We start from the raw sequence: 20,212 nt of genomic DNA, 5'->3' as shown, positions 1-20,212 counted from the left end.
CGCGCCAAACGATAGTGGGGCTATTTGTGACCAAGCTTATCCTGAACCGCCGCGGCCTGCTGGCCGCGACCCTGGCCTTCGCCGCCGCGCCGGCGCTCGCCCGCGCCGCGACGGCCATTTCGACCACCACCCTCAAGGTCGGCGACCGCGATGTCGAGCTGACCATTCTGCGTCCCGACGCGCCCAGGGGGATCATCATTTTCTCGCACGGGGCGGGCGGCTGGCCGGCGCCGTACAAGGCGCTGCTCGAGCTGTGGACGGGGGCGGGCTTCATGATCGTCGCGCCGCTGCACGTCGATTCCCAGAAGCACCCCAAGCGCGCCGACTACGACCTGCGCGCGGCCTTCTCGCTGCGCCTGGCCGACCTGGCGGCCGCCACCGACTATGCCGAGAAGGCCGCGCCGGGGCTGCCGATGGCCTCGGCCGGCCACTCCTACGGCTCGCTGATGTCGCTGATCCGCGCGGGTGCGATGGAGGGGATGATCCCCGCCCAGGACCCGCGGACCAAGGCCGCCCTGTGCTTCTCCAGCCCGGGCGTCATCAAGGGCCTGGTCGGGCCGACCTCGTACGCCAGCGTCAAGAAGCCGGTGCTGATGGTCACCGGCGACCAGGACGTGCTGCCCGGCATGATCGCCGACTGGCACGAGCATCTCTATCCGTTCGAGACCAGCGCGCCCGGCGAAAAGTACCTGTGGGTCGGCAAGGGGATCGGCCATGGCCTGGCCTATCATCCCGAGGCCCCGGGCTTTGCCGAGTCCTCGGCGCTCAGCGTGGCCTTCCTGAAGGCCAAGGTGCTGGGCGACAAGGCCGCCGAGGCGGTGCTGGCCGCGCAGGGCTCGACGGCCCTGGCGGACTGGAAGACGCGCTGACCTATCGGCCGCCGTTCGCTCCGATGAGGGCGAACGGCGGCTTTCGCCGGTTCAGGCAGTCCGCACGCGCTCGGCGCCGAGGTTCAGGTAGTCCCGCTTGCCCAGCGGCACCCCGTGGTGGCGCAGGATGTCGTAGGCGGTGACGACGTGGAACTGGAAGTTCGGCAGGGCGAACTCCAGCAGGTAGTCGAGGCCGCTGAAGCCCAGGGTCAGCGGGCCGGCGGCGAACACCACCTCGCGCGTCTCGGCCCCCTCGAAGGCTTCGGCTGGAACGCTGCGGACGTAGTCGAGGGTGCGGGCCACGCGGTCCTGAAGCTGGGCCAGGGTGGTCTCGTCGTCGGCCATGGGCGGCGCGGCGACGCCGCTCAGGCGGGCCATGGCGCCGCGCGCCGCGTCCGAGGCGCGATGGATCTGGCCGGCCAGCGGCAGCATGTCGTCGTACAGGCGGGCCTGGACGAAGGCGTCCGGGTCGGTCCCGACGGCTTCCGCGTGGGCCTTGGCCTTGTGAAGCAGGAGGGCCAGCGTGTTGAGGCCGCGCGTGACGGCGGTGGCCGTGACGTGGTGGATCGAAAGAGACATGGATGTTTCCTCGACAGGCCGCGGCGCGCGACCCGTTCGCTCCATAGCTAGTCGCGGTCTTGTAAGTTTTCAAACGATACTGATGCCGGTGGATGTCAGCAGTCGACGGCTCGGCCGGGCGTCCATTCCATTCCCCCCCGAAAAGGCATAGAGAGACCGGCCCATCCTTCAGCCGTGCGATCTCTTCCCTTGCGACTGCCCCAGGCCCGCCTCGACCAGGTTCTCGATCGTTTCCGCGAAGTGGAGGCCCGCATGGGCGCGGCCACCGATGGCGGCGAGATCGTCAAGCTTTCCAAGGAGCACGCCGAGCTGCGGCCCGTCGCCGAGGCCGTCGAGCGCCTGGCCAAGCTGAGCGCCGAGCGCGCCGAGCTGGACGAGATGGCCGCCGATCCCGAGATGGCCGCCATGGTCCGCGACGAGATCGTCGCCCTGGACGAGAAGCTGCCCATCATGGAGCGCGAGCTGGCTCTGATGCTGGCCCCCAAGGACAAGGACGAGAACGCCTCGGCCATCCTGGAAGTGCGCGCCGGCACGGGCGGCGACGAGGCGGCCCTGTTCGCCGGCGACCTCTTCCGCATGTACCAGCGCTACGCCCAGAACCAGGGCTGGCGCGTCGAGGTCGACAGCATCTCCGAGGGCGAGATGGGCGGCTTCAAGGAAATCATCGCCTCGATCACCGGCGACGGCGTGTTCGGCCGGCTGAAGTTCGAGAGCGGCGTGCACCGCGTGCAGCGCGTGCCGGAAACCGAGGCGCAGGGGCGCATCCACACCTCGGCCGCCACCGTGGCCGTGCTGCCCGAGGCCGAGGACGTCGAGATCGAGATCAAGGAAAGTGATCTGCGGATCGACACCTACCGCTCGTCGGGCGCCGGCGGCCAGCACGTCAACAAGACCGACTCTGCCGTGCGCATCACCCACTTGCCCACGGGCGTGGTGGTGACCTCGTCGGAAAAGAGCCAGCACCAGAACCGCGCCCGGGCGATGAAGAACCTGAAGGCCCGGCTCTACGACATGCAGCGCGAGGCCCTGGACACCGCCCGTTCCGACGCCCGCAAGAGCCAGGTCGGCAGCGGCGACCGTTCCGAGCGCATCCGCACCTACAACTTCCCGCAGGGCCGGGTCACCGACCACCGGATCAACCTGACCCTCTACAACCTGTCCAAGGTGATCGAAGGCGAGGCCCTGGACGACGTCATCAACCCGCTGATCGCCGAGGACCAGGCGGCGAGGCTTGCGAGCCTGGAAGACTGAGGTCTGAGATCCTCCCCCTCTGGGGGAGGTGGCCCGAAGGGCCGGAGGGGGGACGTTTTCAGCTTTCGCTGAAGTTTCCCGACTCGCGACCACACCCCCCTCCGTCGCCTTCGGCGACACCTCCCCCAGAGGGGGAGGATCTTGTCAGAGCGCCTTCTCCATCACCACGAACGCCAGATCTTCCCGCAGCGGCTTGCCGAAGCGGTCGTCGCCGTGGGGGAAGGGGCGGGTCTCGCCGGTCAGGGCGTAGCCGCGGCGTTCGTACCAGGCGATCAGGGTGTCGCGGATGTGGACCACGGTCATTTGCATGCGGCTTGCGCCGCTCTCGCGGGCATAGGCCTCGCCGGCCGCCAGCAGGGTGCGGCCCATCTGCCGGTCCTGCAGGTCGGGGCGGATGGTCAGCATGCCTAGGTACCAGACGCCGGCCTTCGCCGGTTCCAGCCAGACGCAGCCGAGAATGGGGCCGTCCGCATCGTCGCGGGCGGTCAGGATCAGCGCTTGGGGCGCTGCGGCCAGGTCGGCGCGCAGGCTTTCAAGGTCGATGCGCTGGCCGTCGATATAGCCGGCCTCGGTGGTCCAGCCGGCCTGGGCGCCCTGGCCGCGATAGGCGGAATTGACCAGGGCGACGAGGGCTTCGTGTTCGGACGGGGCGGCGGGAGCGAAGATCATGGCGGCGAGCTAAGCCATGCGTCGCGCGCGGCGCCAAGCGGTCAGGCTTCTGGCGGCGCCTTCTTGCCCAGCCGCGTCGCATGCCCCCAGTAGCGGCCGCCGATCCGCTTCACCGTGCCGGCCTCGCGCTTGATCATCTCCCAGGGATGGAAGGCGAGACCCACGGTGTCGGCCATGGCCGCGCCGCGTGCGCCCATCGGCTTTTCGGGGCCGGTGGTGGAGTCGTGGGCGGTCTGGTGCTCGATCTCGGCGTTGAGCTCGGCGCCGACCAGCACGGTCATGATCGAGAACCACACCCAGACCATGAAGGCGATCACCGCGCCCAGCGGTCCGTAGGTGGCGTCGTAGTGGGCGATGCGGTTGACGTAGATCGAAAAGCCCAGGGAACCGACCAGCCACGCCGCCGCGCCGAACAGCGCCCCCAGCACCACCCAGCGCCAGCGCGGGCGGGCCCTGCAGGGGGCGAAGCGGTAGAGCATGGCGAAAGCCAGCGCCGTGACCAGCCAGACGGCCAGCCAGCGCAGCGGGATCCAGAAGGCCGAGATCGCGCCCAGGCCCACCCGCTCCAGAACGATCGGCATGGCGATCAGCACCGCGGCGATGAACACCGCATAGAGCAGGGCGCAGAGTGTGAAGCCGTAGGTCAGCAGGGTCTTGCCGACGAAGTTGCGCTTCTCGTCCTCGTCATAGGCGACGTTCAGCCCGTCGAAGAGAGCCTTCATGCTGGCGTTGGCGCTCCAGATCGACAGCAGCAGGCTGACCACGAACGCCACGCCCAGCTTGCCGCCCTCCTGGCTGGCCAGGCGCAGCATCTGCTCGCCGACGATCTGGACTACGCTGGCCGGAAAGACCGTGGCCATCTCCTGCAGCTGCTTTTCCACCGCCGCCACGTCGGCGAACAGGCCGTACAGCGAGACGAAGGCGCCGATGGCGGGGAACAGGGCCAGCAGGGTGTAGAAGGTCACGCCCCCGGCCACCGACGGCAGCTTGTCGACGCTGATCTCGCGCGCCGTGCGCCAGAGGATGTCGCGCCAACCGAGCAGGGGGATGCCGTGCGGATGGCGGGCGGCCCGGCCGCGGCGGGGCTCGGCCTGGTCGAACTCGTGCGGCGGCATGGTCCGGTCTTCCGACAGGCCGGGCGGCGGCGCGTGCGGTTCGACCTGGGGCTCCAGGCGCTTGGGAAAGGCGAAGGGAGCGACCGCCAGCAGCAGGATCCAGGGCGCCAGGTGATAGGGCCGCGAGGCCAGCCACGACCTTACAGGGCGTCGCGGCGTGGTGTCGGTCATGAACAGGCCTCCCTGTAGGTCAAATCCGTCAGCTCGCAGGGTGTTCCCGCCTTGCCAAGCTCGCCTGCCGCGACCACCTTGCCGCCATGCAAGCCCAGGTCGCCTCGCTCTACCGCCATCCCGTCAAGGGGTTCACGCCCGAGCGGCTTTCGACGGCGACGCTGGAGGCCGGCGCCTGCTTTCCCTGCGACCGTCTCTATGCGGTCGAGGACGGCCCCAGCGGCTTCGACACCGACGCGCCGTCGCACCTGTCGAAGATGAAGTTCACGGTGCTGGCCAAGATCCCGGCGGTCGCCAAGGCTCGCACGGCCTATGACGAGGCCAGCGGCGTGCTGACCGCCTCGGCCGAGGGGCTGGCGCCGTTCTTAGGCGATCTTTCCAGCGACGAGGGGCGGCGCGGTTTCGAGGCCTGGCTGGCGGCCCTGCTCGGCGAAGAGGCGAAAGGTCCGTTGCGGGTGCTGGAGGGGCAGGGCGCGCACCGGTTCATGGACAGCAAGCAGGGCTTCGTCTCGATCGTGAACCTGGCCAGCGTGCGCGACCTCGCCGAAAAGATCGGCCATCCGGTCGATCCGCTGCGCTTCCGGGCCAACCTCTATGTCGAGGGTTGGCCGGCCTGGGTCGAGAACGGCTGGACGGGCAGGACGGTGCGGATTGGCGATGCGACGGCGCAGGTGCTGAAACCCATCGTCCGCTGCGCGGCCACCCACGTCGACCCGGTCACCGCCGAGCGCGACATCGAGGTGGTGAAGGCCCTGTTCGACAACTACGGCCACACCTTCTGCGGCATCTATCTGAACGTCACCGCCGGCGGCGCGGTGGGGCAGGGCGATGCGGTGGCGGTCGAGGACTAGAGGTTCGAAGCAGCGTCCATCTGCTGGTGGAGGACGCGCGCGACTTCGATGCCCCGGTCCACGAGCCGGTAGTAGATCATGTGCGATCCGCTAGCGCGTCGCCTGTAGCCGCTCCGGATCTGGTCGCAAGCCTCTCCGGTTGAAGGATCTGACGCCAGCCGCTTCATGGCTCTGTCCAGTTCGCGAATATAGGCGTCAGCGCGTCTCGCGCCCCAATGGTCGTGAGAATAGAGCCAGATGTCCCGAAGATCCTTCCGGGCCAGCGGACGGATCGTTAGGCGCGTCATGGCTTCAGGCGGCCGCTTTGCGTCTGTTCGTCATGGATGTCCGACAGGAAGTCCTCGACGTCGAACTCTTCGGCGAAGCCGCTGGCCTCGCCCTCGGCCAACGCATTGCGCAGCGCCTCCAGCTTCGCCTCATGCTCTTCCAGCAAGCGCAGGCCGGCGCGGATCACGTCGCTGGCCGAGCCGTAGCGGCCTTGGGCGACCTGTGTTTCGATGAAGTCCTGAAAGTGAGGCCCGAGGCTTACCGAGGTGTTCTTGCTCATAGCAGGCTCCTCCAAGACCCAGCATACCAATTCTTGGTATCCATCTGCAATGTCGTCCCCGATCTCGCATTGCGGGCCGCGACACGTTATTGGAGCCGCCATGACCCTCACTCTCGTCAAAGCCTGGAACGGCGCCAAGGAGCGCCTGAAGGAAGCCGGCATCGATCAGCCCGCCATCGACGCGCGCCTGATGCTGGAAGTCGCCGCCGGCGTCAGCCGCACCGACATCATCACCGACCCCTATCGCGAGCTGACCGCCGAGCAGGTCGCCACGCTGGACGAGTACCTGGAGCGCCGCGCCCGCCGCGAGCCGGTCAGCCACATCATCGGCCGCAAGGGCTTCTGGAAGATCCTGCTGTCGGTGACCAAGGACGTCCTGACCCCGCGCCCGGAGACCGAGGTCATCGTCGACGAGGTGCTCAAGGCCTTCCCCGAGACCATGGCCTTCAACATGCTGGACCTGGGCGTCGGCTCGGGCTCGATGCTGATGGCCATCCTGGCCGAGCGTCCGGCCGCCAAGGGCCTGGGCATCGACATCTCCGAAGAGGCGCTGGCCGTCGCGCGTGAGAACGCCGCCAACCTGGATCTCGACAATCGCCTGGCGCTGATGCGCGGCGACTGGACGACGGGCCTGGGCGACGCCTCGTTCGACGTGGTGGTCTCCAACCCGCCCTACATCCCCACCGCCGACATCGACACCCTGGAGCCGGAAGTGCGCGACCACGAGCCGCGCCTGGCCCTGGACGGCGGCGCCGACGGCCTGACCGCCTATCGCGCCCTGGCGCCGGAGATCCTGCGGGTGCTCAAGCCCGGCGGCCTGTTCTGCGTCGAGATCGGTTTCGACCAGTCGGCCGACGTCGAGATCCTGTTCAAGGCGGCCGGCGCCCAGAACGTGCGGACGGTCAAGGATCTGTCCACCCACGACCGTGTTGTCACGGGCTTCAAAAACCCCTTGGAAACGCCGGCGTGAGGCGGTAGACGGAAAGGGTCTCCTTCCAAATCGCCGGGTGACGGGAAGAGCGGTCGTTTCGACGGCCGCTAGACGCATCCGGCAGGCGCGAACGGCCGACGAGGCCGAAAGCCGCGCCCGATCCGGACGGAGACTCTACGGAAACCCAGGTCTCAAGAACATCGAAGGCGAGCCCGAGACGGGCGCACCCAGTCTCAAGAGACCGAATACCGATCGGGCTAAAGTGTCCAGATCGGACAGGTTTAGAAGAAGATGAGAGATTTCAAGGGCATGAAGCGCCAGCGTGGCCGCAACAACCGCGGGGGCGGTGGTGGCAAGCCGCAGCAGCACAACGCCAACCGGGCCTTCGATTCGAACGGTCCCGACGGCGTGAAGGTCCGCGGCGCGGCCCAGAGCGTCTACGAAAAGTACCAGCAGCTGGCTCGCGACGCCTCGTCGTCCGGCGACCGGGTGCTGGCCGAGAACTACCTGCAGCACGCCGAGCACTATTTCCGCGTCCTGCGCGCCATCCAGCCGAATCGTCCGGTCAGCGACATCATCGGCAAGGACGCCTACTCGGCCTACGAGATCGACTTCGAGGCCGAACCGGAAGAGGCCCCCGAGGCCCCGCCGGCCGCCGAGACGCCCGCCGAGGGCGCTGAAGGCGGCGAGGGCGGCGAAGGTCAGGGCGAGCAACGCCGCGACCGCAACCGCGACCGCTTCGAGAACCGTGATCGCGACCGCAACCGCGATCGTGACCGCGATGGTCAGCAGGGCGAAGGCCGCCGTGACCGCTGGCGTGACCGCGACGACCGCGACCGCAACCGTGATGACCGTCCCCGCGACGATCGTCCTCGTGATGATCGCCCGCGCGAAGACCGCTTCCGCGACCGTGATGATCGCCCCCGGGATGATCGCCCCCGGGATGATCGCCCCAGGGACGACCGCCCCAGAGACGACCGGGCGCGTGACGACCGTCCGCGCGAAGAGCGCCAGCCGCGCGAGGACCGCCCGGCGGCCGAAGGCGGCGAGTTCCAGGGCGAGGCCCGCGAAGGCCGCCGCTCGCGCCGCGACCGGGATCGTGACCGCAACCGCGATCGCGACCGCAGCGACCGCGATCCGCTGGCCGTGATCGAGCCGGAAGCCGCCCCGCTGGGCGGCGAGGCGCAGGCGACCGAAAGCTCGCCGGTGCTGCGCGGCCAGGATGGCGCCGTCAGCCATGCGCCGGCGTTCCTGGGTCGCAAGTCCGAGCCCAAGCCGGCGGCCGAACCCAAGGCCGAAGCCGCTCCGGCGGCCGAGGCGCCTGCCGCTCCGGCCCCCGAGGCCGCCGGCGAAGAGGTCAAGAAGCCCCGTCGTCGCCGCGCCCCGCGCAGCTTCGAAGGCGGCGACTCCCCGGCGCCCGAGTCGGAAGACGCCTGAAGCTCTGCATGAGATCATCCGCCGCGAGGACTTGGCGTCGGATCAACCCATAGGCTAGGCTCCCTTGGACCACAGGGGAGCCAGCCATGGGCGGGCGTGGAGCACAGTCCGGCGGCGCGGGCGAAGAGGCCCGCTATCGCGCCATCGTCGACACGGCGGTGGACGCCATCGTCGTCATCGACGAGCACGGCCGTATCGAAGCCTTCAATCCCGCCGCCGAGCGCCTGTTCGGCTATGCGGCGTCCGACATGATCGGATCCAACGTCAATGGCCTGATGCCCGAGCCGCATCACGCGGCCCACGACGGTTATCTCGACACCTACCGCCGCACCGGCGAGCGCCGGATCATCGGCATCGGCCGCGAGGTGTTCGGCCGGCGGCAGGACGGCACGACCTTTCCCCTGGAGCTTTCCATCGCCGAATGGCGGTCGGGCGGACGGCGTTTCTTCACCGGCGTGATGCGCGACGTCACCGAGCGCAAGCGGACCGAGGAGCTGCAACGGCTGCTGGTCAACGAGCTCAATCACCGGGTCAAGAACACCCTGGCCACCGTGCAGTCGGTGGCCGGCCAGACGCTGCGCAACGCTGCCGACCTGGGCGACGCGCGCGAGTCGCTGACCACCCGCCTGCTGGCCCTGGCCCGCACCCACGACATCCTCACCCGCGAGAGCTGGGACGGCGCGGACCTGCACGACATCATGGCGGGGCTGGTGGACTCCTACGGCGACGCCTCTCGCTTCGAACTGGCCGGGCCGCCGGTGCGGCTGTCGCCAAAGACCGCGCTGTCGCTGTCGCTGGCCCTGCACGAACTGACCACCAACGCCGCCAAGTACGGGGCGCTGTCGCAATCGACGGGGCTGGTGCGGGTGGGCTGGAGCCGGGAAGGCGAGGGCGACGACGAGCGGCTGCGCCTGCTCTGGCAGGAGGCCGGCGGCCCGCCGGTGTTGCCGCCCGAGCGCCAGGGCTTCGGCAGCCGCCTGATCACCCGGGGCCTGGCCCTGGAGCTCGACGGCGAGGCGGCGCTGGACTACCCGCCCGAGGGCGTGGTCTGCACCATCGTCGCCCGCATCCGCCGCCGCCCGGCCGCCCAGCCGGCGCAGGCCAGGGGAGCCGCCTGATGCGCGTGCTGATCGTCGAGGACGAGATCATGGTCGCCATGCTGGTCGAGGACCTGCTGACAGACCTGGGCTGCGACGTCACCGGCCCGGCGGTATCCGCCGAGTCGGCGGTCGAGGCGGCCCGGCGAGAGCTCGTGGACTTCGCCCTGCTGGACGTGAACCTCGACGGCGGCACCTCTTTCGCGGCCGCCGACGTGCTGCGCGAGCGCGGCGTGCCCTTCGCCTTCGTCACCGGCTATGGCGACCAGGGCGTGCGTCCCGACCTGCGCGACGCCCCGATCCTCAGCAAGCCGGTCGATCCCCGGCAACTGGCCCGCACCATCGCCGCCGCCCGCTGAGGCGAACCCTCCGGCCGCTGGCGAGTTATCCGTGCTCCTTCGACGTTCCCGAGGAGCCGCCCATGCGCGCCGCCACCGCTCTCGTCCTGTCCCTCATCGCCGCAACGCCCGTGCTGGCCGCCTCCGGCGACTGGCGGCGCGATGCGACGCGCGAGGACATGCAGCGGATCGAGCGGCTGAACTCGGCCTGGGAAGGCGCGCTGTCCGAGGCCCGGCGCGGCGGCCATGCCCGCGACCTGCGGGCGCTGGGCGCGCTGGTCGAACCGCGCGCGGCCCTGCCGCGCCCGCAGCCGACGCCTGGGAACTATCAGTGCCGCACGATCAAGCTGGGCAGCCCGGGCGGCCGGGGGCTGCCCTACGTCGCCTACGGCTGGTTCCGCTGCCGGGTGCAGCTGACGCCGGGTGGGGATCTCGTGCTGGAAAAGACCACGGGTTCGCAGCGCCAGGCCGGCAACCTCTATCCCGACAGCGACCGGCGCCTCGTGTTCCTGGGCGCTGTCGCCTGGGGCGACCGCGAGGGCCGGGCGACCTACCGCCGCGATCCCGAGCGCGACCAGGCCGGCGTGTTCGAGCGCATCGGTCCCAACCGCTATCGCCTGGTCATGCCCTGGCCCAAGCAGGAGTCGAAGCTCGACATCCTCGAACTGAAGCGCTGACCTCAAGATCCTCTCCCTGTCGGAGAGGTGTCCGCGAAGCGGACGGAGAGGGGAGGGCGCTGATGAACTTCCGGCGTCCAGCAAGCTGAGAACTTCCCCCCTCCGGCCCTCCGGGCCACCTCCCCCCAGAGGGGGAGGATCTTGTTGCCAGCCCCCGTCGCCGCGCCTTAAGTCGGGCCGTCGACAACAATAACGCGAGCCGTTCATGCGCCTTCGTCCGTCGCTGGTCCTGATCGCCGGCCTGATGCTTTCGGGCTGCGCCTATAACGCCGAGCTCGGCCGCGACCAGTTCGCCATGGTCGACGAGGCCAGCCTGGCGCGGTCTGGTGAGCAGGCCTGGGAGCAGACGCTGCGGACCAGCAAGATTTCGAAGGACGCGCGGATGAACGCCCGGGTCACCACCGTGGGCCAGCGGATCATCGAGGCCGCGGGCCTGGCCAACCGGCCGTGGGACTACGTGGTGTTCGACAACGACACCCCCAACGCCTTCGTGCTGCCGGGCGGCCATATCGGCGTCAATTCGGGTCTGGTGCGCCTGGTCGACAACGACGACCAGTTGGCCGCCGTGCTGGGCCACGAGGCCGCCCACGTGCTGGGCCGCCACGCCGCCGAGCGCTATTCGCAGCAGATGAGCACCCAGCTGGTCCTGGCCATCGCCCAGGCCGCGGCCGGCGGCGGAGGCAGCGACGGCGGCCGGGCGGTGGCCTCGCTGGGCGGGGCGGGCGCGCAGATGGGCTTCCTGCTGCCGTTCTCGCGCAAGCACGAACTGGAGGCCGACCGCATCGGCGTCGACATCATGCAGCGCGCCGGCTACCGGCCGCGCGAGGCCGTGGCCCTGTGGCGCAAGATGCAGGCCCAGGGGGGCTCGGGCCGGCCCGAGTTCGCCTCGACCCACCCCTCGGACGCCACGCGCATCCAGGCGCTGGAAAACTATCTGGCGAGCCAGGGCTGGTGAGCCTTGTGTGGCTCTAGGGCCACACTACATCCCCTGACAGGTCGGGCCGTGCTCATCTGAGGCGACCCGATCTGATCCGCCTAGTGAAGGGGACGCCAACTTGAAGATCGACATCTATTCCGACCGCGCCAAGCAGGCCGTGCAATCCGCGCAGAGCCTGGCCCTGGCCCGCGGTCACCAGCAACTTGGGCCCGAGCACCTGCTGAAGGTGCTGCTGGAAGAAAAGGACGGGCTTTCGCGCACCATCATCGCCAACGCCGGCGGCCGCCCCGACGCGGCCGACGCCGCCGTGGACGCGATCCTGGCCAAGAACCCGCGCGTCGACGGTGCCGGCGGCCAGCTCTACATGAAGCCCGACACCGCCCGGGTCTTCGCGGCCGCCGAGGACGGCGCCAAGAAGGCCGGCGACGCCTTCGTCACCACCGAGCGCCTGCTCGTGGCCATTGCCAAGGACGGCGCCGAGAGCGCCAAGGCGCTGAAGGACGCCGGTGTCTCGGCCCAGAGCCTGGAGACCGCCGCCGCGGCCCTGCGCAAGGGCCGCACCGCCGACAGCGCCACCGCCGAGGAAGGCTATGACGCCCTCAAGCGCTACGCCCGCGACCTGACGGCGGCCGCCCGCGACGGCAAGATCGACCCTGTGATCGGCCGTGACGAAGAGATCCGCCGCACCATCCAGGTCCTGTCGCGCCGCACCAAGAACAACCCGGTGCTGATCGGCGAACCCGGCGTGGGCAAGACCGCCATCGTCGAAGGCCTGGCCCAGCGCATCGTCAACGGCGACGTGCCCGAGAGCCTGAAGGACAAGAAGCTCCTGTCGCTCGACATGGGCAGCCTGATCGCCGGCGCGAAGTATCGCGGCGAGTTCGAGGAGCGCCTGAAGGCCGTGCTGGCCGAGGTGACCGCGGCCGAAGGTTCGATCATCCTGTTCATCGACGAGATGCACACGCTGGTCGGCGCGGGCAAGGGCGACGGGGCGATGGACGCCTCCAACCTGCTCAAGCCGGCCCTGGCGCGCGGCGAACTGCACTGCGTGGGCGCCACCACGCTGGACGAGTACCGCAAGCACGTCGAGAAGGACGCGGCCCTGGCTCGCCGGTTCCAGCCGGTGTTCGTGCAGGAGCCGACGGTGGAAGACACCGTCTCGATCCTGCGCGGCCTGAAGGAGAAGTACGAGGTCCACCACGGGGTGCGTATCAGCGACAGCGCCATCGTGGCCGCCGCGACGCTGAGCAACCGCTACATCGCCGACCGCTTCCTGCCCGACAAGGCCATCGACCTGGTGGACGAGGCGGCCAGCCGCGTGCGCATGGCGATCGACTCAAAGCCCGAGGAGCTCGACGAGATCGACCGCCGCCTGGTGCAGCTGAAGATCGAGCGCGAGGCCCTGTCGAAGGAAACCGACGCCGCCTCCAAGCAGCGCCTGGAGAACCTGGAGGTCGAGATCGACGACCTGCAGTTCCGCTCGGACGAGATGACCGCCCGCTGGAAGGCCGAGAAGGACAAGGTCGGCGGCGCGGCGCAAGCCCGTGAAGCCCTCGACCGCCTGCGGGCCGACCTCGCCAACGCCCAGCGCGCCGGCGACTTCGCCCGCGCCGGCCAGATCCAGTACGGCGAGATCCCGGCGCTCGAAAAGCGCCTGGCCGACGCCGAGGCCGGCGAGAACGGCGACAAGGCCCTGACCCCCGAGGTGGTCGACGCCGAGCAGATCGCCGCCGTCGTCAGCCGCTGGACCGGCGTGCCGGTCGAGAAGATGCTGGAAGGCGAGCGCGAGAAACTCTTGCAGATGGAGGTCGCGCTGCGCTCGCGCGTGGTCGGCCAGGACGAGGCCCTGGAGGCCGTGTCCGACGCCGTCCGCCGCGCCCGCGCCGGCCTGCACGATCCCACGCGCCCGATCGGCTCGTTCCTGTTCCTGGGCCCGACCGGCGTGGGCAAGACCGAGCTGACCAAGGCCCTGGCCGAGTTCATGTTCGCCGACGAGCATGCGATCACCCGCATGGACATGTCGGAATACATGGAGAAGCACTCGGTCAGCCGCCTGATTGGCGCGCCTCCCGGCTATGTCGGCTACGACGAGGGCGGGGCGCTGACCGAGGCCGTGCGCAGGCGTCCCTACCAGGTCGTGCTGTTCGACGAGATCGAGAAGGCCCACCCGGACGTCTTCAACGTGCTGCTGCAGGTGCTGGATGACGGCCGTCTGACGGACGGGCAGGGGCGGACGGTCGACTTCCGCAACACCCTCATCATCATGACCTCCAACCTGGGCGCCGAGTTCCTGGCCAACCAGGAGGACGGGGCCGACGTGGAGGAGGTGCGCCCGCTGGTCATGGCCACGGTGCGCGGTCACTTCCGTCCGGAGTTCCTGAACCGGATCGACGAGATCATCCTGTTCAAGCGGCTGGACCGCTCGAACATGAGCGACATCGTCCGTATCCAGCTCGGGCGGGTCGAGAAGCTGCTGGCCGATCGCCGCATGACCCTGGCTCTGGCGCCGGAGGCCCTGCAGTGGCTGGCCGACAAGGGCTACGACCCGGTCTATGGCGCGCGCCCCCTCAAGCGCGTGATCCAGAAGGAGCTGGTCGACCCGATCGCCCGCAGGCTGCTGGCGGGTGAGCTGGAGGACGGCGGCGTCATAGCCGTCGGGGCCGACGACGCCGGCCTGTCCTTCGGCAAGGCGACGCTGCAATAGGCTCCGGCCTGAATTCGACGAGAAGCGCGCTCCGGTCCTCCGGGGCGCGTTTTTTGTTTGCGGTGGCGCGAAAGCTCCCTACATCTGGAGGGTGAGCCGGGCGTGTTTCCTGGCCGCCGGCGCTGTTTCCTCGATTCTTGCAGGACGCGCCCGGAGCCCGAGTCGAGGGCTCCAAGGCCGTCAGGCCCCCTCAAAAATCCTCTTCGAACTGAAAATAATTTATGGAACCAAATCGCGGTTCGAGCGATCGCGCGCGGTCAATAGAGTGACCATAAGCATAGGCTGCAAGCGGCGCCAATCGCGACAAGAACACGCCTATTTTTCGCCTCTGTCACCTGACGGTTTCGTAATGCGAAAGCTGAACGACCCGGATGAGTGTGTAGGTCCAAGGTCAAGCTTTCTTTGGATCAATAGGAGAAGATGCGAACAATGATCGGCCAAGTCAAAGGCAGCTTGAAGATGGCGACGGTCGTCGCGCTGGTGGCTGGGGGCCTGGCGGTCAGCGGCTGCGCGACGAAGAAGTACGTCAACACTCAGGTCGGAGCGGTGAACACGCGGGTGGACGGTCACGACACCCAGATCTCCGAACTCGACAAGACGTCCCGCGAAGCCCTCGATCGCGCCACCGCCGCCGGCAAGCTCGCCGAAGGCAAGTTCATGTATTCGATGGTTCTGTCGGACGACTCCGTGAAGTTCCCGACCGACCAGGACGCCCTGTCTCCCGAGGCCGAACAGCGCCTGGCGGACTTCGCGGCGAAGCTGAAGGAAGAGAACAAGAACGTGTACCTGGAAATCCAGGGCTACACCGACGCCACCGGCGAGGAAGGCTACAACGAAAAGCTGGGCCAACGTCGCGCCGACGCGGTGCGCAAGTTCCTGTCGCGTCAGGGCGTCGCCCTGAACCGCATGGCGACCATCTCGTACGGCGCGGAAGATCCCGTGGCCCCGAACGAGACCAAGGAAGGCCGGGCGCAGAACCGCCGGGTCGTGATCATGGTGCTGGCCTAAGCCGCGAGGCTTGGCCGCTACGGACGCCGAGCGCGGGCGAAGACTCCACACCTTGCCCGCCGCTCGCATCCGAGCGCCGATGGTTCAACTTGGGCGGTCCCGGAAACGGGGCCGCCTTTTTTACGTCTGCAGCGTGCTCAGCGACGGGAACCCGCCCGTCTGGCGCAGGGCCTCGGCCAGGGCCATGCCGGCGGTCACCGAGACGTTCAGCGAGCGGGCCTGCGACCGCAGCGGGATCACCACACGGGCGCCGACGGCGTCGTGCACCTCCTGCGGCGCGCCGCGACTCTCGTTGCCGAACAGCAGGGTGTCGCCGGCCTGGAAGGCGAAGTCGTGGAAGCTTTGCTCGCCGCGGGTCGTGAAAAGCACCAGGCGCCCGTGGGCGCGCTCGGGCGCCTTCAGAAAGGTCTCCCACGAATCATGCCGCGTGAGGTGCGCGAGCGGGCCGTAGTCGAGGGCCGCGCGCTTCAAGCTCTTGTCGTCCAAGGGAAAACTACAGGGCTCGATGACGTCGAGCCCGACATCCAGGCAAGCCGAAAGCCGAATCGCCGCGCCCACGTTCTGGGGAATGCCGGGTTGAAAAAGCGCGAGACGCATTCTAACGAAACCAACCATGGGGCTAGTAGGGGCATTGCTGCACATCGAATAGGGCTTGCGAACTCTGTTCGCCCATCCGATAGGGAGCGTGCCCCTTGTGGCGAAGATCCGCTCGCGGGTCGAGGTAAAGATATCGCGCCGAATGGCGCATTTCCTGGTCTGGCCGTTCGCGGTCGGACGGATTTCAAAGGGTGGAACAAGGTGGCCGACACCGCCGAGGGCGCAACGAAAGGGCCTGGGTCCGATCCCAGCCGACGCGATTTCATTTACATTGCCGCGATCACCGCCGCAGCCGGCGGCGCAGCGGCGCTTGCCTGGCCGTTCATCGACCAGATGAACCCTTCGGCCGATACGCTGGCTCTGGCTTCGACCGAGTTCGACCTGACCAAGGTCGCCGACGGACAGCAGGTGACGCTGAAGTGGCGGGGTAAGCCGCTCTTCGTGCGCAACCGCACCCCGGCCGAGATCCAGAAGGCGGTCGCCGACGACGGCGCGTCGATGAAGGATCCCCAGAAGGACGCCGACCGCGTGAAGCCGGGCAAGGCCCAATGGCTGGTGCTGATCGGCTCGTGCACGCACCTGGGCTGCGTGCCCACCTTCGGCGGCGGCGACTACGGCGGCTGGTTCTGCCCGTGCCACGGCTCGCACTACGACACGTCGGGCCGCATCCGTAAGGGGCCGGCCCCGCTGAACCTCGCGGTTCCGGAGTACGAGTTCCTGTCCGACACCAAGGTCAAGATCGGGTAAGCCAGATGAGCGGACATTCGACCTACCAGCCGAAGACCGGTTTCGAGCGCTGGCTCGACGCCCGTCTCCCGATCGTGCGCCTGGGCTACGACAGCTTCGTCGACTACCCCACCCCGCGTAACCTGAACTACTGGTGGACCTTCGGCGGCATCCTGTCGCTGTGCCTGGCCAGCCAGCTGATCACCGGCATCATCCTGGTGATGCACTACACCCCCAGCGCCGACCACGCCTTCGCCAGCGTCGAGCACATCATGCGCGACGTGAACTACGGTTGGCTGATCCGCTACATGCACGCCAACGGCGCGTCGATGTTCTTCATCGCCGTCTACGTCCACATGCTGCGCGGCCTCTACTATGGCTCGTACAAGGCGCCCCGCGAGGTGCTGTGGATCCTGGGCTGCGTGATCTACCTGCTGATGATGGCCACGGCCTTCATGGGCTACGTGCTGCCCTGGGGCCAGATGAGCTTCCACGGCGCCGTCGTGATCACCAACCTGTTCGGCGCCCTGCCGCTGGTCGGCCCGTCGATCACCACCTGGCTGTGGGGCGGCTTCGCCGTCGACAACGCCACGCTGAACCGCTTCTTCTCGCTGCACTACCTGCTGCCGTTCATGATCGCGGGCGTCGTGATCCTGCACATCTGGGCCCTGCACGTGGTCGGCCAGAACAACCCGACCGGCGTCGAGCCCAAGTCGAAGGCCGACACCCTGCCCTTCACGCCGTACGCGACGGTGAAGGACGGCTTTGCGATGAGCGTCTTCCTGATCCTCTTCGCGACCTTCGTCTTCTATCTGCCCAACGCCCTCGGCCACGCCGACAACTACGTCGAGGCCAACCCGCTGGTGACGCCGGCGCACATCGTGCCCGAATGGTACTTCCTGCCGTTCTACGCGATCCTGCGCGCCGTTCCGGACAAGCTGGCGGGCGTGCTGGCCATGTTCGGCGCCATCGCCTGCCTGTTCGCCCTGCCGTGGCTGGACACCTCGAAGGTGCGCTCGATGCGCTACCGCCCGACCGCCAAGCTGTATTTCATCATCTTCGTGGTGGTCTGCTGCATCCTGGGCCTCTGCGGCGCCAAGCTGCCGGACGATCCGGTGCTGGGTCACTTCAAGACCTTCATCCTGATCGACTCCGACCTGAACAGCTTCGTGTGGCTGAGCCGGTTCGCATCGCTCTACTACTTCGCGTTCTTCCTGGTGATCCTGCCGGTGCTGGGCCTGGTCGAGAAGACCCTGCCGGTTCCGGACTCCATCGCCTCGCCCGTCCTGTCGCACCCGGCGTCCGCGCCGGAGCAAGCGACCGCCGCGCCTGAAATGAAGGGCTGATCCCGATGCTGCGCAAACTCTCCGTCATCGCAGCGGTCGCGGGTCTGATGGCGTCGTTCGCCGCCGCCCCGGCCCTGGCCGCCGGTCATCCGCTGGAACCGGAAAAGATCCACTGGTCGTTCAACGGCCCGTTCGGCAAGTTCGACCAGGCCCAGCTGCAACGCGGCTACAAGGTCTATCGCGAGGTCTGCTCGTCGTGCCACTCCATGAAGCTGGTCAGCTTCCGGAACCTCGGCGACAAGGGCGGCCCGTTCTATAACGAGAAGTATCCGAACTCGAACGACAACCCGTGGGTCAAGGCGATCGCCAAGGAGTTCGAGGTCGCCGACATCGACTCCGAGACCGGCGACGCCATCAAGCGTCCGGCCACCAGCGCCGACCGCTTCCCCTCGCCGTTCCCGAACGAGGCCGCGGCCCGCGCCAGCAACGGCGGCGCGTTCCCGCCGGACATGTCGCTGCTGGCCAAGGCCCGCACCGGCGGTCCCGACTACATCCACGCCATCGTCACGGGCTACAAGAACCCGCCGGCGGGCCTGAAGGTCGGTCCGGGCCAGCACTACAACCCGTACATGCCGGGCGACCTGGCGGCTTACTGGAGCGGCGACCACGCCCACGTTCCGCCGGGCGGTTTCATCGCCATGGCCCCGCCGCTGACCGAGGGCGGCGTGACCTTCGACGACGGGACCAAGGCCACTGTCGACCAGCAGGCCCGCGACGTTTCGGCCTTCCTGATGTGGGCCGCCGAGCCCAAGCTGGAAGAGCGCAAGCAGACGGGCTTCGCGGTGATGATCTACCTGATCCTCTTCGCCGGCCTGCTCTATGCGAGCTACCGCAAGGTCTGGAAGAACGAGTCGCACTGAGCGGCGCGTTCGGACCGGAAATGAAGAAGGGCCCGGCGGCGACGCCGGGCCCTTTTTTGTTTTCCAAGATCCTCCCCCTGAAGGTGAAGGTGGAGGTGGCCCGGAGGGCCGGAGGGGGGAGTTCCTGATGAGGGCTGTTCACCCAACGGGCCGCAGCCACTTCCCCCTCAGTCGCTCCGCGACAGCTCCCCCTTCAGGGGGAGCATCTTGTCGCTCACCCCCGATCCAGCACTGTATCGATCCCAAACCCGCTCTTCAGCGCCAGCGTCACCGGCGTCCGTTCGACCACGTCGCGCAGGCGGGCGATGGCGGCTTCGTCGAGGTCGCCCGTGGCTGAGACCTTGCGATCGATGCGGGGCTTGTCGCCGCTGTTGTCGAGCACCAGGTCGACGGTGATCGTCACCTCTCCCCAGCCCTTGCGGTCGGCGTACATGCGCAGCGTCGTGGCGGTGCAGGCCGCCAGGCCCGCCAGGACGAAGCCGAAGGGCGGCGGGCCGGCGTCCTGTCCGCCCAGGGCCGGAGGCTCGTCGCCGACCAGCTTGTGGCCGTTGACGTCGAGCTCGATCGTGTGGCGCGGGTCGACGGTGACGGCGTGAACGCGCGAGGCCATGGGTAAACTCCGTGTAGGGATGATCTGATCTAGGGCGTCAGCCACAGGGCGTGGGCGGCCGGGTCCAGCCGCAGGCGGCCCCGTGCCAGCACCTCGACGCCCAGGGCGCCGACGACGCCGGGCGGCAGGTCGCCGGCTTTCACCGCGCGGGCGCGGGGATAGAGCCGGCCGTCGAAGGCCAGGCCCGCCACCGTGCCGGCCGGAGCCTGGCGCGGTCCGTCGGCCGGTCCGCGGGCGCGCAGGGCGCCGCCGGAGGCGGTGTCGAGGGCGAAGGCCCCCTGGACGCTCGAGAAGCCGTCGGAGGCGCTGGCGCGCACCGTGGGCACCCCGCCGACCATCTCGACCGGCAGGGAGGGCCCTGAGGGGCGCGAGAGGCCGTCGGCGGGCTCCAGCCGCAGCCGGCAGGGGGCGAAGTCGATCACCACCGTGTAGCGGGCCAGGATGTCGGCGCCGATGACGCCTGCGATCGGGGCCACGAAGCCGACGCCGCGATAGTCGAGGTCGACCACCGTCACCGGCTGGGCCGGCAGGGCCTGGCCGGCCACGCGGACGGGCAGTGAAAGATCGGTCGCCTCGAAGCCGCCGGCCTGGGCCTTGGTGTCGTGCAGCAGGGTGTGGGGCGCCGACAGGTCGATGACGAAGTCGCCGCTCATGTCGCCGATCGCGGCGGGCGCGACGACCGCGCCGTTCTCGAACCAGCAGGCGGTCTCGCCGGCCCGCGCCGAGGCGGCGGTCGCTAGCGTCAGGGCCAGGGCGAGAAGCGGGGCGCGCATGGGAGCAGACTAGAGCGTGTGGGGGCGGAGTGGAAAGCGTCGGGTGGATGACCCAGCCATAGCCCCTGGCATCGCGCATGGCTTGAACGGAAAGGGGGCGGACGCTGGTGCGTCCGGCG

At 68.8% G+C, this 20,212-nt stretch carries 22 protein-coding genes; 14 read left to right on the top strand and 8 right to left on the bottom strand.

What is annotated here, in order from left to right:
- The first annotated feature begins 26 nt into the window (after positions 1–26).
- On the top strand, positions 27–869 hold the full coding sequence (locus ACODR1_RS11575; protein ID WP_488880580.1) for an alpha/beta hydrolase: 843 nt from the start codon (positions 27–29) through the stop codon (positions 867–869).
- 51 nt (positions 870–920) lie between these two features.
- Here ACODR1_RS11575 and ACODR1_RS11570 read toward each other — a convergent pair whose 3' ends face one another.
- Positions 921–1,448 carry a DUF1993 domain-containing protein gene (locus ACODR1_RS11570; protein WP_488880579.1) on the bottom strand — a complete coding sequence of 176 codons (528 nt, stop codon included), beginning with the start codon at positions 1,446–1,448 and terminating at the stop codon, positions 921–923.
- A 189-nt stretch (positions 1,449–1,637) separates the two neighbouring features.
- Between ACODR1_RS11570 and prfA the strand changes: the two genes are divergently transcribed.
- Positions 1,638–2,699: a peptide chain release factor 1 gene (gene prfA, locus ACODR1_RS11565; protein ID WP_488880578.1), complete on the top strand. Its 1,062-nt coding sequence runs from the start codon at positions 1,638–1,640 to the stop codon at positions 2,697–2,699.
- 144 nt (positions 2,700–2,843) lie between these two features.
- Here the strand turns inward: prfA and ACODR1_RS11560 are convergent, their stop codons facing one another.
- Both ACODR1_RS11560 and ACODR1_RS11555 read right to left on the bottom strand, forming a co-directional pair.
- Positions 2,844–3,368 carry a GNAT family N-acetyltransferase gene (locus ACODR1_RS11560; protein WP_488880577.1) on the bottom strand — a complete coding sequence of 175 codons (525 nt, stop codon included), beginning with the start codon at positions 3,366–3,368 and terminating at the stop codon, positions 2,844–2,846.
- 41 nt (positions 3,369–3,409) lie between these two features.
- Positions 3,410–4,654, bottom strand: coding sequence for a YihY/virulence factor BrkB family protein (locus ACODR1_RS11555; RefSeq protein WP_488880576.1), 1,245 nt, complete (start codon positions 4,652–4,654; stop codon positions 3,410–3,412).
- An 86-nt stretch (positions 4,655–4,740) separates the two neighbouring features.
- Between ACODR1_RS11555 and ACODR1_RS11550 the strand changes: the two genes are divergently transcribed.
- Complete coding sequence (locus ACODR1_RS11550; RefSeq protein ID WP_488880575.1) at positions 4,741–5,505, top strand: MOSC domain-containing protein; 765 nt, start codon at positions 4,741–4,743, stop codon at positions 5,503–5,505.
- On the opposite strand, the gene ACODR1_RS11545 is transcribed toward ACODR1_RS11550, so the two are convergent.
- Complete coding sequence (locus ACODR1_RS11545; protein WP_488880574.1) at positions 5,502–5,792, bottom strand: type II toxin-antitoxin system RelE/ParE family toxin; 291 nt, start codon at positions 5,790–5,792, stop codon at positions 5,502–5,504. The genes ACODR1_RS11550 and ACODR1_RS11545 overlap by 4 nt on opposite strands.
- Positions 5,789–6,052, bottom strand: coding sequence for a type II toxin-antitoxin system ParD family antitoxin (locus ACODR1_RS11540; RefSeq protein ID WP_488880573.1), 264 nt, complete (start codon positions 6,050–6,052; stop codon positions 5,789–5,791). The genes ACODR1_RS11545 and ACODR1_RS11540 overlap by 4 nt, the downstream gene beginning before the upstream one ends.
- Positions 6,053–6,152: 100 nt before the next feature.
- Between ACODR1_RS11540 and prmC the strand changes: the two genes are divergently transcribed.
- From prmC to ACODR1_RS11500, 8 genes are all read left to right on the top strand, one after another.
- Positions 6,153–7,022, top strand: coding sequence for a peptide chain release factor N(5)-glutamine methyltransferase (prmC, locus tag ACODR1_RS11535; protein ID WP_488880572.1), 870 nt, complete (start codon positions 6,153–6,155; stop codon positions 7,020–7,022).
- Between the two features lie 252 nt (positions 7,023–7,274).
- Entirely contained in the window at positions 7,275–8,420 is a 1,146-nt protein-coding gene (locus ACODR1_RS11530; protein ID WP_488880571.1) for a DUF4167 domain-containing protein, read from the top strand.
- A gap of 86 nt (positions 8,421–8,506) precedes the next feature.
- Positions 8,507–9,538: a sensor histidine kinase gene (locus ACODR1_RS11525; protein ID WP_488880570.1), complete on the top strand. Its 1,032-nt coding sequence runs from the start codon at positions 8,507–8,509 to the stop codon at positions 9,536–9,538.
- Positions 9,538–9,876 (top strand): response regulator, encoded by a 339-nt coding sequence (locus ACODR1_RS11520; protein ID WP_488880569.1) that lies wholly within the window; start codon positions 9,538–9,540, stop codon positions 9,874–9,876. Before ACODR1_RS11525 ends, ACODR1_RS11520 begins: the two co-directional genes overlap by 1 nt.
- Before the next feature lie 62 nt (positions 9,877–9,938).
- Complete coding sequence (locus tag ACODR1_RS11515) at positions 9,939–10,532, top strand: DUF4893 domain-containing protein (RefSeq protein ID WP_488880568.1); 594 nt, start codon at positions 9,939–9,941, stop codon at positions 10,530–10,532.
- 205 nt (positions 10,533–10,737) lie between these two features.
- Complete coding sequence (locus tag ACODR1_RS11510) at positions 10,738–11,487, top strand: M48 family metallopeptidase (RefSeq protein WP_488880567.1); 750 nt, start codon at positions 10,738–10,740, stop codon at positions 11,485–11,487.
- Positions 11,488–11,587: 100 nt separating this feature from the next.
- Positions 11,588–14,173: an ATP-dependent chaperone ClpB gene (gene clpB / locus ACODR1_RS11505; RefSeq protein WP_488880566.1), complete on the top strand. Its 2,586-nt coding sequence runs from the start codon at positions 11,588–11,590 to the stop codon at positions 14,171–14,173.
- Positions 14,174–14,602: 429 nt separating this feature from the next.
- Positions 14,603–15,181, top strand: coding sequence for an OmpA family protein (locus tag ACODR1_RS11500; protein WP_109099216.1), 579 nt, complete (start codon positions 14,603–14,605; stop codon positions 15,179–15,181).
- A 120-nt stretch (positions 15,182–15,301) separates the two neighbouring features.
- On the opposite strand, the gene ACODR1_RS11495 is transcribed toward ACODR1_RS11500, so the two are convergent.
- Positions 15,302–15,778 carry a tRNA (cytidine(34)-2'-O)-methyltransferase gene (locus ACODR1_RS11495; protein WP_101718220.1) on the bottom strand — a complete coding sequence of 159 codons (477 nt, stop codon included), beginning with the start codon at positions 15,776–15,778 and terminating at the stop codon, positions 15,302–15,304.
- Positions 15,779–15,979: 201 nt separating this feature from the next.
- Between ACODR1_RS11495 and petA the strand changes: the two genes are divergently transcribed.
- The 3 genes from petA to ACODR1_RS11480 are packed head-to-tail and all read left to right on the top strand — an operon-like array spanning position 15,980 to position 18,710.
- Complete coding sequence (petA, locus tag ACODR1_RS11490) at positions 15,980–16,525, top strand: ubiquinol-cytochrome c reductase iron-sulfur subunit (RefSeq protein ID WP_101718219.1); 546 nt, start codon at positions 15,980–15,982, stop codon at positions 16,523–16,525.
- A gap of 5 nt (positions 16,526–16,530) precedes the next feature.
- Positions 16,531–17,850, top strand: coding sequence for a cytochrome b (locus ACODR1_RS11485; RefSeq protein ID WP_488880565.1), 1,320 nt, complete (start codon positions 16,531–16,533; stop codon positions 17,848–17,850).
- Positions 17,851–17,855: 5 nt separating this feature from the next.
- Positions 17,856–18,710, top strand: coding sequence for a cytochrome c1 (locus ACODR1_RS11480; protein ID WP_116487869.1), 855 nt, complete (start codon positions 17,856–17,858; stop codon positions 18,708–18,710).
- Positions 18,711–18,924: 214 nt separating this feature from the next.
- Here ACODR1_RS11480 and ACODR1_RS11475 read toward each other — a convergent pair whose 3' ends face one another.
- Positions 18,925–19,320 (bottom strand): OsmC family protein, encoded by a 396-nt coding sequence (locus ACODR1_RS11475; RefSeq protein ID WP_488880564.1) that lies wholly within the window; start codon positions 19,318–19,320, stop codon positions 18,925–18,927.
- A gap of 29 nt (positions 19,321–19,349) precedes the next feature.
- On the bottom strand, positions 19,350–20,093 hold the full coding sequence (locus ACODR1_RS11470) for a hypothetical protein (protein ID WP_488880563.1): 744 nt from the start codon (positions 20,091–20,093) through the stop codon (positions 19,350–19,352).
- Positions 20,094–20,212 lie beyond the last annotated feature (119 nt).

Source organism: Caulobacter sp. FG7, from assembly GCF_057808875.1.
The sequence above is the reverse complement of the archived record's forward strand: the minus strand, read 5'-3'. Positions and strand labels throughout refer to the sequence as shown.

What these genes read in the sequence shown, in the direction of transcription:
- ACODR1_RS11570 (WP_488880579.1), bottom strand. Translation starts at nt 1,448, where the DNA reads ATGTCTCTTTCGATCCACCACGTCACGGCCACCGCCGTCACGCGCGGC.
- ACODR1_RS11560 (WP_488880577.1), bottom strand. Translation starts at nt 3,368, where the DNA reads ATGATCTTCGCTCCCGCCGCCCCGTCCGAACACGAAGCCCTCGTCGCC.
- ACODR1_RS11555 (WP_488880576.1), bottom strand. Translation starts at nt 4,654, where the DNA reads ATGACCGACACCACGCCGCGACGCCCTGTAAGGTCGTGGCTGGCCTCG.
- ACODR1_RS11550 (WP_488880575.1), top strand. Translation starts at nt 4,741, where the DNA reads ATGCAAGCCCAGGTCGCCTCGCTCTACCGCCATCCCGTCAAGGGGTTC.
- ACODR1_RS11545 (WP_488880574.1), bottom strand. Translation starts at nt 5,792, where the DNA reads ATGACGCGCCTAACGATCCGTCCGCTGGCCCGGAAGGATCTTCGGGAC.
- ACODR1_RS11540 (WP_488880573.1), bottom strand. Translation starts at nt 6,052, where the DNA reads ATGAGCAAGAACACCTCGGTAAGCCTCGGGCCTCACTTTCAGGACTTC.
- prmC (WP_488880572.1), top strand. Translation starts at nt 6,153, where the DNA reads ATGACCCTCACTCTCGTCAAAGCCTGGAACGGCGCCAAGGAGCGCCTG.
- ACODR1_RS11530 (WP_488880571.1), top strand. Translation starts at nt 7,275, where the DNA reads ATGAGAGATTTCAAGGGCATGAAGCGCCAGCGTGGCCGCAACAACCGC.
- ACODR1_RS11525 (WP_488880570.1), top strand. Translation starts at nt 8,507, where the DNA reads ATGGGCGGGCGTGGAGCACAGTCCGGCGGCGCGGGCGAAGAGGCCCGC.
- ACODR1_RS11520 (WP_488880569.1), top strand. Translation starts at nt 9,538, where the DNA reads ATGCGCGTGCTGATCGTCGAGGACGAGATCATGGTCGCCATGCTGGTC.
- ACODR1_RS11515 (WP_488880568.1), top strand. Translation starts at nt 9,939, where the DNA reads ATGCGCGCCGCCACCGCTCTCGTCCTGTCCCTCATCGCCGCAACGCCC.
- ACODR1_RS11510 (WP_488880567.1), top strand. Translation starts at nt 10,738, where the DNA reads ATGCGCCTTCGTCCGTCGCTGGTCCTGATCGCCGGCCTGATGCTTTCG.
- ACODR1_RS11500 (WP_109099216.1), top strand. Translation starts at nt 14,603, where the DNA reads ATGATCGGCCAAGTCAAAGGCAGCTTGAAGATGGCGACGGTCGTCGCG.
- ACODR1_RS11495 (WP_101718220.1), bottom strand. Translation starts at nt 15,778, where the DNA reads ATGCGTCTCGCGCTTTTTCAACCCGGCATTCCCCAGAACGTGGGCGCG.
- ACODR1_RS11485 (WP_488880565.1), top strand. Translation starts at nt 16,531, where the DNA reads ATGAGCGGACATTCGACCTACCAGCCGAAGACCGGTTTCGAGCGCTGG.
- ACODR1_RS11480 (WP_116487869.1), top strand. Translation starts at nt 17,856, where the DNA reads ATGCTGCGCAAACTCTCCGTCATCGCAGCGGTCGCGGGTCTGATGGCG.
- ACODR1_RS11475 (WP_488880564.1), bottom strand. Translation starts at nt 19,320, where the DNA reads ATGGCCTCGCGCGTTCACGCCGTCACCGTCGACCCGCGCCACACGATC.
- ACODR1_RS11470 (WP_488880563.1), bottom strand. Translation starts at nt 20,093, where the DNA reads ATGCGCGCCCCGCTTCTCGCCCTGGCCCTGACGCTAGCGACCGCCGCC.